A 15,133-nucleotide genomic window follows, 5' to 3' on the forward strand; every position below is an offset into this window, starting at 1 on the left:
TGTTTAATCCAACTAGTCTTTGAAACTTCTAAACTTATAGGCCCAACCCAATTTGTTTTTTGCTAAAAGTGGGGTAGATTCCTTATGACGGTTTAATTGCCAGTAATCTAAAAGGGAGGCAATACAGATACAAACCGGCGCCAACTCATCCTGTGAGATATCTAAATCATAAAAATTTCCTCTAGCTAAATAGCTCTTGCTCATTTTCATAATCGGTTGTTTGAATTGATAAATGCCATATTGAAATTTTGGAATATCCCCCATCGCCAACCAATTTAATTGACTGATAAAATAATAGTCTTTTTTTAAGGATACAAGATGGTGGAATGTCCCAATTTTTTCATTTTGAAAATATAGCGTAAATTTATTGGCGTGCTTATATTGAGATGTTTCTTGTCGCACATAGGCGATGCGCTCATTGTGAACCGAAAAAAGAGATAGGACATCTCCTTGATTTCCCCATTTCCCCACGATTAAGTAACATAATTTCCCTGATTCATCTTTGACAACGCTCGGTTGCTTCGTTACTAACATGTTTTCTTGGATATAGTAATGTCCCATCTTGCTCACCTCAAGCTATAGATTCTCGTCGATTGCACGTTTAATGGCTTTACCTACGCCGCCTTCAGTATTCAAATCAGTGATATATTTTGCAGTTTCTTTGACGTCTTGCTCGGCATTTCCCATCGCAAAACTTACCCCTGCGATGGCTAACATACTTAAATCATTAAAGTTATCACCAATCGTCATGACTTGTTCTAATGGAATATTTAATTGATCCGCTAGTTGTTTAACTGCGATACCTTTTTGAGCATTATGATGATTGATTTCAATATTATTTGGATAAGATGAAGTTACGACCACATCATCTAGGGTTTCAATCACTTGTCGAATAGGTCCTAAGACTTCGGCTTCATCGTGAGAAAAAGCGATGAATTTTAATATTTTATGCTCAGGATTATTGATTAATTCATCATAGCTCGCAATCGGCGTAACAGGTAATTCATCAAGTTGTGCTGAAGCCATTGCAACTGCCATTTTAAATGTTAAATGGGGAATTTGATGGGCGACATGAATCGCCATATTTTCTACACGTTGGGCCATGCTATTAGTATAAACACTGTTTTGTGTACAAATTTCATAATAGACGCGGTCGTGATTAAGCGCGTTCATTATTTGTTTGGCTATTTCTTTATCAATTTCGATTGTAAATAACTCGTTGCCTGCTTCATCAAAGGCTTGTGCACCATTTGCTGAAATAATCGGGCATTCAATCCCTGCTTCTTTTAGTGGCGTAATCGCTTCGGCGTAATTACGGCCAGTAGCAATTACAAATTTTACACCTTTTTCTTTAGCGTAATGGATAGCGTCAATATTTTCGGCATGAACCTCCATTTTTTTTCCTAAAAGTGTTCCGTCCATGTCTGATGCGATTAATTGAATCATCTGTTGCCCTCCTAATAGTTCTTCTTATCGTTATTTTACCACAAAAGGGACTGATGTACGAAAAAACGCACAATTAATTATGAGGTGCTAAGAGCGACTTTGGTTTGCAAGTTGTGTAAGGATTTTGTATGCTTGAGGGGAAAGGGAGTGTGTCTCTTGGAACTTAATTTAGATAAAAATTGGCAAACAGTATTAGCTGAGGAGTTATCACAAAGTTATTTTAAGGACTTGTGGCAATTTGTTGAAACCTCTTATGAAACACAAACTGTTTATCCACCAAAAACAGAAATTTTTAGTGCGTTTAACTTGGTACCATTTGATAAAGTGCGCGTCGTGATTTTAGGGCAGGATCCTTATCACGGTGAAAATCAAGCTCATGGGTTGAGTTTTTCAGTTAAAGATGGCGTGACACCGCCACCTTCATTAAGAAATATGTTTAAAGAATTAGAAGATGATTTATCGATATTATTAATGGGGGATAATGGGAATTTAACTACTTGGGTTGAACAAGGCGTGTTCTTGTTAAATACAGTGTTAACGGTTGAAGCAGGCAAAGCCAATTCGCATAGTGGCCATGGTTGGGAAACATTTACTGATGCCGTGATTAAGCGTCTAGGCGAACGTGAAGAGCCTATCATTTTTGTGTTATGGGGTAAACAAGCGCAAGCGAAAGAGCGTTTGATTCAAAACAACTATCATGTCATTTTAAAAGCACCACATCCGAGTCCGTTATCTTCGTACCGTGGATTTTTTGGCTCAAAACCTTATTCAACCATCAATGCCCAATTGGAGCAGTGGGGGCAATCCCCCATAAATTGGGAAATATAGCTGTTATAGTTTTTTAGAAAAACTGTCTTAAAATTATCGAAAATAAAATGAGTCAGAATTGAGAAAATGGGGAAAATTTCGTATCAAAATCTGTCTTTTTTCACAAATAAGTTGTATTATAAAATAGATAATACTGAATGGAGGAAATTTAATTGGATATTTTAATTAATTTAACAGCAAAAGTTAAAGGTAAAGATGTAAAAATCGTTTTTCCAGAAGCAACAGATGTACGTGTTTTAGGTGCAGCTATTCGTTTAAAAAATGATGAGGTAGTAGAGCCTGTTTTAGTTGGTTCTCCTGAAGAAATCAATGCAGTTGCAGCTGAAAAAGGTTGGGATGCATCTAAATTAACTATTATTGACCCAACAAACTACTACAAATTTGAAGAAATGGTGGCTGCTTTTGTTGAACGTCGTAACGGTAAAGCAACTGAAGATCAAGCACGCACAACGTTATTAGATCCTAACTATTTCGGAACAATGTTAGTTTACATGGGTGTGACTGATGGAATGGTAAGTGGTGCGATTCACTCAACAGGTGATACAGTACGTCCTGCTTTACAAATCATCAAAACAAAACCAGGCGTTAGCCGTACAAGTGGTGCTTTCTTAATGATTCGTGGCGAAGAAAAATATGTCTTCTCTGACTGCGCTATCAACATTAACCCTGATTCACAAGCATTAGCTGAAATCGCGGTTGAAAGTGCTCGTACAGCTGAAATGTTCGACATTGACCCACGCGTTGCTATGTTAAGCTTCTCAACTAAAGGTTCAGCAGCCTCAGAAGAAGTAACAAAAGTTGCTGAAGCGACTAAAATTGCGCAAGAATTAGCACCTCAATACCAAATTGATGGTGAATTACAATTTGATGCTGCGTTTGTAGAATCAGTTGGTGCTCAAAAAGCACCTGGATCAGCAGTTGCGGGTAAAGCAACAGTCTTTGTATTCCCAGAAATTCAATCAGGTAACATTGGTTACAAAATTGCTCAACGCTTCGGTGGTTTTGAAGCAGTAGGACCAATCTTACAAGGTTTAAACAAACCTATCTCTGATTTATCTCGTGGCTGTAACGAAGAAGATGTTTACAAATTAGCTATCATCACAGCTGCTCAATATTTAATGGATAAATAAACTTTTAAACACTAAAACAGGTCTTGGAACTTCAAGACCTGTTTTTTTGATGATTAATGAATTAATAGCCCGCTAATTTTAGCCAATCAGCTAATTATTCCGCTGTAAATAGTTGGTCCACTGTTGTCTCTAAGACCTCTGCCAATTTAAATGCGAGTTGTAAAGTGGGATCATACTTGTTATTTTCAATCGCATTAATCGTTTGGCGACTGACCTCACAGGTTTTCGCTAATTCATCTTGCGATAGTTTCTTGGCTTTACGTAGTTCTTTAATGATATTTTTCATTTTAACTGTACTTTCTTTTGTTTAAATATAAATTAACAGTGAACAGTAGCGAACTAATTAAGAGCCAATTGAAAGGCGAACTGTGCTTGATCAACGCGCCATCTGTTGTAAAAATTTTAATAAATTCTTCAATTATTTTAATTAGAAAGACACCGGTTATAATGGCAAAAGAATCTGCCGCCGATTTTTGAATAATCATTTTACGTCGCTCATCACCAACAACTGCTAGCGATTTAAACATATAACTAATCATCACGAAACTCGCTAACATAAATAACCCGAAGAAAATTAAAAATAAATCATCCATTGATAACACCTCTTTTTGTCAAATGTTTTTTACATTTCTATCTTAACTTCCTTAATTTGAAATGTCAAATTCTTTTTACAAAAAAATCCTGAACCGATGATTAGTTCAGGATTTTTTCTTGAAATAAATATTCGGATAGTTTTTCGTAATGCGACGCAAAGTGTGTTGTTGCCAATGGTAATGTCTGTTCAAATGGTATAACAGTTTTTGGCGTGTTGGATGTTCGCGTCGATTTTTGAAAAGTTGGGCTAAGCGGTACTCTTTGAAGACCGCGTTTTCAGTGTCCGTCTGATCAATCACTTTCGCAACTTCGGCTTTGGTTGTGTAAGTGAAAGTGAGAGTGGAAAGTAAATCTAAGATAAAGACACTCGCCATCACGATAACGCCCCAGTTTGCGGTTGCGTTTAAAAAGCTCGTCGTTAGTTCGTGAATCACAGGTTGGATGACTTTAATTAGAAAGACACAGCCAATGCCCCAAAACATAGACACCGGAACGGCTACCCGTCCTTCGATGTTAAGTGGTACTTCTTTATAATTCCATAATTGCATGTTGAATAATTTTTCTAAGAGCCAGCTTGTCACGTATTCAATTAAAGTCACAATGACAACCGTGTTGAAATACAGATTAAGTAGCGTGCCGTAATTTTTAGGTACTAGCAGTGGCACGGAGACAACCGCAAAGCCGTAAACTGGGCAATATGGGCCGAGTAAAAAGCCACGATAGACAAAGTGGCGTGCCTTAAAAGAACAATAAACGGTCTCCCAAAGCCAGCCGATAAACGCATAAATAATAAAGGTAATAAATAATTGTGCGATAGTTTTCACCTTCTTTTTTTAAAGGTGCTTTTATTTTAAGGGGTAATGATAATTTAAGCAATTGAAACCCGTGATGGCTAGGCTTCATTTTGGTGTATTAGAGAGGTGTTTTTTTACGTTAATTAAGGTACAATGAGGGAGACTCTTAAATAAGGACAGGGAATATTATGGAAAAGTATTTAAAAAATGAAGAAGAGATGTTGGCGGTTGGTCAGATAATCGGAGAACACTTGCAGGCAGGCGATGTACTGGTCTTAACGGGTGAGTTAGGTGCCGGCAAAACAACGATGACTAAAGGAATTGCGTTAGGTCTTGAGATTACCCAAATGATTAAAAGTCCGACGTATACGATTGTCCGTGAGTATCCTAAAGGTCGTTTGCCACTTTATCATATGGATGTGTATCGTTTGGCTGAAGGTGAAGGCGAAAGTTTTGGACTTGAAGAATACTTTGAGCGAGAAGGTGTGGTCATTATGGAGTGGGGCAATAATTTGCTAGATGAATTGCCAGAAGATTATATTGAAATCTTCTTAAACTATCATGAAACAGAAGGACGTACGTTACGAATAGAAGGGCAAGGAATAACTGGTAAGGAACGTGCACAAGTATTAAACGAATTAATGCGATAATAAAGAGGCTGTGACAAAAGTTAGTGTTATTAGTCTAAAATAAAAAATCCGAAACGGACAAAAAGTGTTATTTTTCGTTTGTTTCGGATTTTTTCTATTTTCTATGTCTTTCTGCGTCTCCCAAGACGCTAATTTCATCATATTTAGCGCCAAGGAAACAATACCGGTTTCCTTGAGAACTTTTCCAAGTCCTCTCACAGAGAAACGAGTGAAGCCCAAAGAAGCCTTCATCCGTCCGAAAACTGGTTCCACATCAATCTTACGTTTAGCGTAAATTTTTCCAGTTTCTTTCGTTGAAAGAAAATCTCGTTGCTTCGCTTTATAATATTCCCATGAAGGATTAATCATTATTTTTCTTATGTGGCCTTTGGCTGTTAACGCAGCAGGAATTTCTTCACGATTTTCGTCATATTTTTCTGCCACATATTCCTTGAAATCACGTGAAAAACCGTCTGTGTCTGTGCGTTTTCGATACTTATTAAAATTAAAACGGACTCCTTTTGGGTCAATATAATAGTCTTCTTTTTCTTCGTAAAACCAATTCATTACCTTTTTATCATCTGACTGCCATTTCTTACTATTTTCTTTCAACATTGTCCCGTACGGGATTAATGAGGTATGTTGAGATAATTTGTCTTCTAGATATTGATAGTTACTTTCTGAACCATAACCTGCATCTGCTACTATATACATGGCATCCTTTTCTGCTAAATTCATTTTTTCTAAGAAAGGGATTAACGTTTTAGTATCTGTTGGATTTTGGTAAACATCATAGCCTACGATAAATTGCTTGCTCGTAGCAATTTGCAGATTATAAGCTGGCTTAAGCTGACCATTTTTCATGTGATCTTCTTTTACTCTCATGAAAGTGGCATCGTGATCAGTTTTTGAAAAGCTGTTTCGTTTCCCGAAAGTCTTAAATTGCTTTTGATGTTCTAGCATTTTAGCTCGACGTGCAGCTAATTTTCTTTTAGTTGATTTTAAAGAACGTCGTTCTTGTTTAGCAGGGTTGGGAGAAAGCTTAGGTGTTGTTTCAATTTGTTTTTCTAATTCTTCTAATCTGAATTCTAAACGAGTTAGAACTTCATCAACCATATCTAAAGACAGATTAGAACCATCTGGTATATGAGACGACGAATAAGCCTCTTTTAATTCATTCATTAAAGAGACGGTTGCTTCTCGATTCATCGCATCGAAACGAATCGTGCTTTTCTTCCAAACAAAACTAAATTTATTGGCATCAGCTAAAATTTTAGTTCCATCAATAAAAATGGCATCATCAATCATGTTTTGTTGACGTAAATAAGCGGTTAGCTGCTCCAAGCCTTGATTAATAAGACCTTCTAATTCATCAGATATTCTAAAGCGTGCAATCGTTCGATAAGAAGGCATCATTTCTTGTGTTAACCAACGAGCCGGTAGGCTCTCTTCAGCCAATTGAGCAATTTTACGACTACTAAAAACACTGCGTGTGTACGCAAATAAGACCAGCTTTAACATAGCAGATAAATTATATTGACGTGGTCTTCCGAATAAATAAGATTCTTTGATTTTTAATGTTTCAACTAGCTCGTTAATAAACCAAGCCGTATTATTTTTTTCTGGAATATATGAAGTTGTAATATCCAAACTTAACTGATTCATGTTATAATTAGAATACATTTTTTGGTCCTTTCTAGGATTCTTTGAAGCATGGGTCGGACCGTGCTTCTTTTTTATTTTATTATACCAAAACCCCTGATAAATTTGGCTTTATTGCCAAATTTATCAGGGGTTTTTTTAGAGACTTATGTCACAGCCTCTTGCTCATGTTAGAAAATTTTTCTCACAGTTGTTTTAATCGTCTTCACTTATTATTTTAAAGAAATCTTGGTAACTAGTTGCGTAGCTAAGCTGTTCTTGCTTAGGAAGATTATCAAGCAAATCAGAAACCCAATCCATAAATTGTTGTAATAGGTTGTTGTCTTTAGGAGAAATTAGCATCAAAAAGATAATTTTGACACTATTTTGACTATCCCATTTAATCGCGTGATCAGTAATTAAGGTCAAAAGTTGTGACTCTTTGATTTTTTCATCAATAATATGAGGAATTGCAACAAATGGACTAATATTGGTAGGGTTAGTGTCTTCTCTTTCGAGAATATTTTTCGTGAAATAAGAAACTTCTTCCGAATTAAGGTTATATTGTTCGATTAAAAAATGGATGGCTTCAAGTTTCGTATAGGAACGTCTTGTATGAAAGAAAAGGGACGGGTGGAATAAATGGGAGAGTAGTTGCTGATGTTTGTTTTGTTCTTCAAGTTGTTCGGTCAATAAGGTGATACTCTTATTGACGTGTAATAAATCAAAATAAAAAACAGGAATATTTGAACGTTTGATGGGCATCGTTGAAATAATTAAGTCAATGTTATCGGGCGGTTTAGCTTTATATTCTGCATAAGATAGAAGGTTAATAATGTTGATAGACTCATAAAAATGCTGTTTGATTTTGGCTTCAATTAAACGGCTAGTTGAAAAACCTTGGCTACATAAAATGACAACTTTTGTCAAACGTGGTTGAGAATTTTTACGACGTTCCAAAGCTGCAGCAATATGTAACGCTATATAACCAATGTCATGTTCACTTAATTTAAAGGGTTTAAAAATAGGTAGCTGTTTAACCGCGTGACGACATATTTTATAAGCATAGGCGTATTTATTTTTAATGCCCTTCATCAAAGGGTTGATTTTCTCTGGATTATTCGCTTTGACAGGTAAGTAAGTAGCAAGGTGGTTATTCAAATCATTGATAAGCGTTTGATCATTAGAGAAGTCTAGTTGAGCATCATGTTTAATTTGCTCGATAAAAGCTGTGACTAATGCAGCAAAAGGGGCACTACCCGGATGATAATCACGATCGGTCATTAGGTTAGGCCATATTTTAGATAACAGCCATTTTTTATTATTGGTACTAATATTGATATGATAAATATTTTCAAGTTTAGCTAACATCTTGTTGAGGGATTGATTAGCAAATGTAGCGGTAGATTTGTCATTTATTAGTTTGTCAGAAGGATGCTGTTGAATAAGACGATTTAACATAATAGCCGTTTGAATAATAAAATTTTTTCGGGAATAGTCATTAAATGGATAAGTAGCAGGTGGGAAGTACGTTAAGCTAATATTGTAGAGATTCTCCAAGTCGACATGATTAAACAGGGTCATTTCATAAGGCGAAAAAATGGTCATGTAATTGGGGGCGTTTTTATCAATTAAGTAGTCAAAAATGTAACGACGAAAATCTTGTTCGGAACCAGTTATTTTATAACCAAGATTATTTTTGGATAATAACGTTAAATGATAGCGTTCCAAATTTTCTTTGATTGTGCGTAGATAGCTGGTCATCGTGGAAGGACTAACGTAAACAACGCGGCATAATTCTGCCATGGAACAGTAATCTGTTTGACTCAGTAAGTAGTTAATAACTAAAAAAATGCGATTTTCAAGTGAGTCAACGGACAGATGGTGTTGCTCGTGTTGACTGATATCATGATACAGAGCATCCAACCTTTTTTTAGACTCAATGGTATAACCTTTTTTTCTTAGCAATACAATTTTTGCACCATACTTTTCTAAATAAGCATTTAATTCTTTAATATCGTTGCGAATGGTACGATCAGAAATGTTGAACTGGCTCATAATGTCAGCAAGAGGGACAACATCGTTTTCATAAATCATCATCAATATCTTATTCATACGTTCTTGTAATAAATATTTCATAAAGATACCCTCCTCATTATAATAATCATATCATAAGGATTGTGTATATTAAAAAATGATATATTTCCAGTTGAATTGGCAATAGTTCGTTATTTTAGTTTGCATTAAATAACTATGGTTTCGGATGGTGACAACCAACTAACTTCACTAAAAAAAGCCGTACAACGAGTTATCGTTGTATGGCTAAGAGTTTGCTCGTTATAAAGTAACTAAATATCTTCCAACCATCGTACCATCCAATAATTGTGTAAACGTTGCTGGTAGTTTTTCCAATGATACTTCATCTTTCACAAAGGTCTCTAATGTATCGGGCTTCATCTTATTGGCCAGCATCTCCCACATGTGCTCACGTTTTTCAGGCGTAATATTGACAGAGTCTATCCCAATCATGGAGATACCACGTAGGATGAATGGTAAGACAGTCGTATTTAATTTAATTCCTGCTGCATTCCCGCATAGTGTGATACAACCGCCATAAGCCAGTTGAGGTAGTAGAATGATGAGTTGCTCACCACCTACCGCATCTAAAATAAAATCGAATTGTTGTTTCATTAAAGGACGGACTTTTTCAGGTGTTAGTTCTTCAAGTGTAACAATGTGATGTGCACCGATCCGTAATAAGTAATCATCGGCAGTGCCTTTTTTACGAGACAGAGCACTAATATTGCGATAGCCCATGTGGTTTAGGATAGAAATTGCTAAACTTCCGACGCCACCAGTAGCACCCGTTACCAAAAGACGGGCATCGAAATTTTCTGCTAAACCATTTTTTAATAAAGCTTCAATAGAAAGCGCGGCAGTAATTCCCGCTGTACCGTAAATCATTGCTTCTTTAGTTGTTAAGTTACTTGGTAGTTTGGTCACCCAATCAGCAGGGACTTGTGCAATTTCACTGTAGCCACCTGGATGGGAAACCCCAAGACCATAACCGGTAACAACGACTCGATCCCCTACTTTGAAACGCTCATCTTTTGAGTTAATAATTTCCCCACTTAAATCAATTCCTCCAACTAATGGATAGTGGGCAATAACACCATTTTTTACATGATCAGAGGCTAAGGCATCCTTATAATTGACACTAGAATAGTGGACCTTAATTTGTACCTCCTCTTCTTGTGTAGCGCTTACATCTTTCTTCGTTAAAACAGGGATCACTTTTCCAGAAAGTTCGTCTTTTTGAAATTCTAAACATTGATAAGTCATTATTATTCTCCTTTTTTATTTTATAACAATAGTATATTAGAAAAAAATGGAAAAAGCGAACGGATTTCATCAAATTTTATTTGAAAAATCGTTGATTGCCTTGTATAATCATTTTATTGTAAACATGAAGTTTAGTATTATAAAACTTTTGTGAGTTGAAGTTTAGGAATACTTAACTTTTGGGAATGGAGGACTACTTATCATAGATATTGGCCAGAAAATAAAAAATCTGCGTGTTCAGAAAGGTTTGACTCAAGAAGAGTTGGGTGAACGGACAGATTTAACAAAAGGTTATATTAGTCAATTAGAACGCGATTTAAGTTCACCTTCAATGGAAACGTTCTTTACATTGTTAGAAGTATTGGGCTCAACACCGCAAGCTTTTTTTAATGAAGAGCAACGTGAACAAACAGTCGTCTACAAGGAAGAAGATCGTACGTCGTTTGTTGATGAAGAAAAGAAATATCAAATTGAGTGGTTGGTGCCGGAATCAAATGAAAATGATATGGAGCCGATTTTTCTAACGTTGGAAGAGCAGGGTGAGTACAAAGAATTTGATCCGTCTCTTTCAGATACGTTTGCTTACGTAATGGAAGGCGAAGTATGTATTGAAATTGGTTTGCGTCGTTATTATGCACGTGCTGGCGAAACAATCTATTATCAAGCAACAGAAAAGCATCAAATAAAAAATAACTATCAAGGAACTAGTCGTTTACTATTGGTGGCGACAGAATCCTATTTATAAGAAAAGAGGTCGGGGAAACGTGTCAAATAACATTATTACTTTTCGTGATGTCCGCAAAGAATACGACGGGCAAGTGGTATTAAAAGATGTGAGTTTCGATATTGAACAAGGAAAATTTTATACTTTATTAGGTCCTTCAGGTTGTGGTAAAACAACGATTTTACGTCTGATTGCCGGATTTATTGAGGCTGACAAAGGAGATATTCGTTTAGAAGGTAAGCGTGTCAATGATATTCCCGCTAACAAACGTAAAGTAAACACAGTTTTCCAAGATTATGCGTTATTTCCGCATTTAAATGTGTTTGATAACATTGCTTTTGGCTTAAACTTAAAGAAAATGCCGAAGAAAGATATTGAGGCGAAAGTAACTGAAGTTCTAAAAATGGTACAGTTAACCGGTTTTGAAAACCGTGAAATTAGCGAAATGTCAGGTGGACAACGTCAGCGTGTTGCTATCGCGCGTGCTTTAGCAAACGAACCAGAAGTATTGTTGCTTGATGAGCCATTATCAGCACTTGACTTGAAACTACGTACAGACATGCAATATGAATTACGTGAATTACAAAAACGTTTAGGGATTACGTTTATTTTCGTTACGCATGACCAAGAAGAAGCGTTGGCGATGAGCGATGAGATTTTTGTAATGAATAAAGGTGAAATCGTTCAAAGTGGCACGCCTGTTGATATTTACGATGAACCAATTAACCGTTACGTAGCTGACTTTATTGGTGAAAGTAATATTGTTGAAGCGATTATGAAAGATGATAACTTAGTAGAATTCGTTGGGAAAGAATTTGAGTGTGCCGATGGTGGGATGCGTAAGAACGAACCAGTTGAAGTGGTATTACGTCCGGAAGACATCTTCATTACAACGGTTGAAAAAGGTAAACTGAAAGTTAAAGTTGATACGCAATTATTCCGTGGCGTTCATTATGAAATTGTTTGTTACGATGAAGACGGTAATGAGTGGGTCGTTCATTCAACGCGTAAAGCGATTGAAGGCGAAGAAGTGGGCTTATACTTTGAACCAGAAGATATTCACGTAATGCGTTTTGGTGAAACTGAAGAAGAATTCGATGCTCGTTTAGAAAGCTACGAAGAGCAAGAGGAGGCGTAACCGTGACAAAAACAAAACGAATTTATTCGGTTCCCTATGTTCTATGGTTGTTATTATTTGTTATCGCACCGGTCTTGTTAATCGTCTATTATTCATTTTTAGATGGTAGTGGTGGTTTCACCTTAGAAAACTACAAAAACTATTTTACGTCTGGTACAAGTTTACGTATGACATTGAACTCACTAATTTATGCGGGGATTATCACGTTAGTTGTATTGTTAATTAGTTATCCAACGGCGTATTTATTAAGCAAAACCAAACATAAACAGCTATGGTTAATGTTAATTATTTTACCTACATGGATTAACTTATTATTAAAAGCCTATGCTTTTATCGGGATTTTTAGTATTAACGGAAGTGTGAATAACTTCTTATCATTCCTAGGGTTAGGTCGTCAGCAAATTCTTTTTACTGACTTGAGTTTTATTTTAGTGGCGGCATATATCGAAATTCCGTTCATGGTTATTCCCATTTTTAATGCGTTAGAAGAGTTAAACCCGTCGTTAATTAGTGCTAGTCGTGATTTAGGAGCAAATAGTTGGCAAACGTTCCGTCGTGTTATTTTTCCGTTATCAATGAACGGCGTGAGAAGTGGGGTACAAGCGGTCTTCATCCCATCACTAAGCTTGTTCATGTTAACGCGCTTAATTGGTGGTAATCGTGTTATTACTCTTGGTACAGCCATCGAACAACATTTCATGGTGACTCAAAACTGGGGAATGGGTTCAACGATTGGGGTCGTCTTGATTGTGGCAATGTTACTGATCATGACCTTAACTGGTGAGAAAAAACGTAAAGGAGTGAAAGTGAAGTAATGAAAAAATCATTTAAGTGGTCCAATTTATATTTAGTGTTAGTATTTGTGATTTTATATTTACCGATTATTTACTTAACGTTTTACTCGTTCAATGCCGGTGGCGATATGAATGGTTTCACAGGCTTTACGTTGGAACATTACCAAGCTCTATTTGAAGATAAACGTTTGTTACTGATTGTAGCAGATACCTTTTTACTAGCGTTCTTATCAGCGTTAATCGCAACGGTTATCGGAACATTTGGAGCAATGATGATTTACTATACGAAGAAAGTAGAACGCCGTAATTTATTATTAAGTTTAAATAACATTTTAATGGTGTCGCCTGATGTTATTATCGGGGCTAGTTTCTTAATCTTCTTTACATTACTAGGTATTAGTTTAAACTTCTTATCAGTGTTGCTATCACATATTGCGTTCAGTATTCCAATTGTGGTGCTAATGGTTTTACCAAAACTAAAAGAAATGAATCCATCGTTAGTTGATGCAGCAAAAGATTTAGGTGCAACTAACTGGCAAATTATTCATAAAGTTATTTTACCGTTCATTACACCAGGGATTATCGCGGGCTACTTTATGGCCTTTACGTATTCGTTAGATGATTTTGCCGTGACATTCTTTGTAACCGGAAATGGTTTTTCAACCTTAGCTGTTGAGATTTACTCACGTGCTCGTCAAGGGATTAGTTTAGAAATTAATGCCTTAAGTACGTTGTTATTCTTGTTCTCGATGTTATTAGTTGCAGGTTATTATTTCATCAGTCAAGAAAACACCACAAAAAAACAACGTGTGAATCGTAAGAAACAAAACGAGGTGGCAGACTTACTATGAAAAAATTAAAAGTTTTATTAATCGGCATCCTTGCCATCATTGTGATTTTATTTTTCACTAGTCGTCATATGCGTACAGCGCAAGGACATACTAGTGGTAACACTTTAACGATTTATAACTGGGGTGATTACATTGACCCAGAGTTAATTGGGAAATTTGAAGACCAAACAGGTTACAAAGTAAGTTACGAAACCTTTGATTCCAATGAAGCGATGTTTACTAAAATCAAACAAGGTGGGACGTCTTACGATTTAACGATTCCAAGTGAGTACATGATCCAAAAGATGATGAAAGAGGATATGCTTCATAAATTGGATTACTCAAAAATTAAAGGAATTGAAGCGATTGATCCGCGTTTTATGGACTTAGACTTTGATCCAGATAATCAATATTCTATTCCTTACTTTTGGGGGACGCTAGGGATTGTTTATAATGACAAACAATTTTCAGAAGACGATATTCAACACTGGGATGATTTATGGAAACCAGAATTACATGACAGTTTGATGTTAATCGACGGAGCTCGTGAAGTGATAGGCTTAGCTTTAAACAGTAACGGTCAGTCATTAAATAGTACGGATAAAGACGAGCTGTTAGCGGCGTCTAAGAAGTTAAGCACATTAACTGATAACGTCAAGGCTATCGTCGCTGATGAAATTAAAATGTACATGATTAATGAAGAAGCAAGCGTTGCCGTAACCTTCTCTGGGGAAGCAGCTGAAATGGTTGATAGTAATGAACATTTACATTATGTCATTCCAAGTGAAGGGTCAAATTTATGGTTTGATAATATCGTCATTCCTAAAACAGCTAAAAATATTGACGGTGCCTATGATTTCATTAACTTCATGTTAGAACCGGAAAATGCCGCTCAAAATGCCGAGTACATCGGTTATGCAACACCTAACAAAGAAGCAATGGCCATCATGCCAGAAGAAATCACAAGTGATGAACAGTTTTATCCAAGCGATGAAACCGTTAATAACTTAGAAGTCTATGAAGATTTAGGCTTAGAATATTTAGGTATTTATAACGATCTGTTCCTAGAATTCAAAATGCATCGAAACTAGAAAGTGCTTGAGGACGCGTTTAGGCCTGAGAAATATCGAAGAACAGTTAAAAATTGTTTCTCAAATTTTTAAACTGTTAAGAGCTATTTCCGAAGGACTGCGTTCGAAAGCCGGATTAAGCAAAGTTCTAACTCGTAAGATAAATATTTAAA

At 36.2% G+C, this 15,133-nt stretch carries 16 protein-coding genes; 8 read left to right on the top strand and 8 right to left on the bottom strand.

From position 1 onward, the window contains the following. Positions 1-12: 12 nt before the first annotated feature. Both FA707_RS00980 and FA707_RS00985 read right to left on the bottom strand, forming a co-directional pair. Positions 13-561 carry an LURP-one-related/scramblase family protein gene (locus FA707_RS00980; RefSeq protein WP_136952473.1) on the bottom strand — a complete coding sequence of 183 codons (549 nt, stop codon included), beginning with the start codon at positions 559-561 and terminating at the stop codon, positions 13-15. 15 nt (positions 562-576) lie between these two features. Next, positions 577-1,446 (bottom strand): Cof-type HAD-IIB family hydrolase, encoded by an 870-nt coding sequence (locus FA707_RS00985; RefSeq protein WP_136952474.1) that lies wholly within the window; start codon positions 1,444-1,446, stop codon positions 577-579. Positions 1,447-1,602: 156 nt separating this feature from the next. Here FA707_RS00985 and FA707_RS00990 point away from each other — a divergent pair, with 156 nt between their 5' ends. Then, entirely contained in the window at positions 1,603-2,274 is a 672-nt protein-coding gene (locus FA707_RS00990) for a uracil-DNA glycosylase (RefSeq protein WP_136952475.1), read from the top strand. Between the two features lie 152 nt (positions 2,275-2,426). Then, a complete protein-coding gene (pta, locus tag FA707_RS00995; RefSeq protein ID WP_136952476.1) occupies positions 2,427-3,404 on the top strand; it encodes a phosphate acetyltransferase in 978 nt (325 codons plus the stop codon). A 94-nt stretch (positions 3,405-3,498) separates the two neighbouring features. On the opposite strand, the gene relB is transcribed toward pta, so the two are convergent. From relB to FA707_RS01010, 3 genes are all read right to left on the bottom strand, one after another. Next, a complete protein-coding gene (relB, locus tag FA707_RS01000) occupies positions 3,499-3,690 on the bottom strand; it encodes a type II toxin-antitoxin system RelB family anti-toxin (protein WP_136952477.1) in 192 nt (63 codons plus the stop codon). Between the two features lies 1 nt (position 3,691). Next, on the bottom strand, positions 3,692-3,997 hold the full coding sequence (locus tag FA707_RS01005; RefSeq protein ID WP_136952478.1) for a hypothetical protein: 306 nt from the start codon (positions 3,995-3,997) through the stop codon (positions 3,692-3,694). Between the two features lie 105 nt (positions 3,998-4,102). Further along, entirely contained in the window at positions 4,103-4,813 is a 711-nt protein-coding gene (locus tag FA707_RS01010; protein WP_136954135.1) for a putative ABC transporter permease, read from the bottom strand. A 167-nt stretch (positions 4,814-4,980) separates the two neighbouring features. On the opposite strand from FA707_RS01010, the gene tsaE reads away from it, so the two are divergent. Beyond that, positions 4,981-5,442 (top strand): tRNA (adenosine(37)-N6)-threonylcarbamoyltransferase complex ATPase subunit type 1 TsaE, encoded by a 462-nt coding sequence (tsaE, locus tag FA707_RS01015; RefSeq protein WP_136952479.1) that lies wholly within the window; start codon positions 4,981-4,983, stop codon positions 5,440-5,442. Here tsaE and FA707_RS01020 read toward each other — a convergent pair. The 3 genes from FA707_RS01020 to FA707_RS01030 form a co-directional block, all read right to left on the bottom strand. Further along, the gene (locus FA707_RS01020) at positions 5,431-7,104 is read right to left on the bottom strand and encodes an IS1182 family transposase (protein WP_136952480.1); all 1,674 of its coding nucleotides are present in this window, start codon (positions 7,102-7,104) and stop codon (positions 5,431-5,433) included. The two genes, tsaE and FA707_RS01020, sit on opposite strands and share 12 nt — an antisense overlap. A 174-nt stretch (positions 7,105-7,278) precedes the next feature. Continuing rightward, entirely contained in the window at positions 7,279-9,201 is a 1,923-nt protein-coding gene (locus FA707_RS01025) for a BglG family transcription antiterminator (RefSeq protein WP_136952481.1), read from the bottom strand. A gap of 198 nt (positions 9,202-9,399) precedes the next feature. Further along, on the bottom strand, positions 9,400-10,404 hold the full coding sequence (locus FA707_RS01030) for a YhdH/YhfP family quinone oxidoreductase (RefSeq protein WP_136952482.1): 1,005 nt from the start codon (positions 10,402-10,404) through the stop codon (positions 9,400-9,402). A 202-nt stretch (positions 10,405-10,606) separates the two neighbouring features. On the opposite strand from FA707_RS01030, the gene FA707_RS01035 reads away from it, so the two are divergent. The 5 genes from FA707_RS01035 to FA707_RS01055 are packed head-to-tail and all read left to right on the top strand — an operon-like array spanning position 10,607 to position 14,981. Beyond that, positions 10,607-11,149 (top strand): helix-turn-helix domain-containing protein, encoded by a 543-nt coding sequence (locus FA707_RS01035; RefSeq protein WP_136952483.1) that lies wholly within the window; start codon positions 10,607-10,609, stop codon positions 11,147-11,149. Positions 11,150-11,168: 19 nt separating this feature from the next. After that, positions 11,169-12,266 (top strand): ABC transporter ATP-binding protein, encoded by a 1,098-nt coding sequence (locus FA707_RS01040; RefSeq protein WP_136952484.1) that lies wholly within the window; start codon positions 11,169-11,171, stop codon positions 12,264-12,266. Between the two features lie 2 nt (positions 12,267-12,268). Continuing rightward, positions 12,269-13,081 (top strand): ABC transporter permease, encoded by an 813-nt coding sequence (locus FA707_RS01045; protein WP_136952485.1) that lies wholly within the window; start codon positions 12,269-12,271, stop codon positions 13,079-13,081. After that, complete coding sequence (locus tag FA707_RS01050) at positions 13,081-13,911, top strand: ABC transporter permease (RefSeq protein ID WP_136952486.1); 831 nt, start codon at positions 13,081-13,083, stop codon at positions 13,909-13,911. Before FA707_RS01045 ends, FA707_RS01050 begins: the two co-directional genes overlap by 1 nt. Further along, positions 13,908-14,981, top strand: a complete 1,074-nt coding sequence (locus FA707_RS01055) for an ABC transporter substrate-binding protein (RefSeq protein WP_136952487.1) — start codon at positions 13,908-13,910, stop codon at positions 14,979-14,981. Before FA707_RS01050 ends, FA707_RS01055 begins: the two co-directional genes overlap by 4 nt. Positions 14,982-15,133 lie beyond the last annotated feature (152 nt).

Origin of the sequence: Vagococcus zengguangii (assembly GCF_005145005.1) — a bacterium.
Classification (GTDB): domain Bacteria; phylum Bacillota; class Bacilli; order Lactobacillales; family Vagococcaceae; genus Vagococcus_A; species Vagococcus_A zengguangii.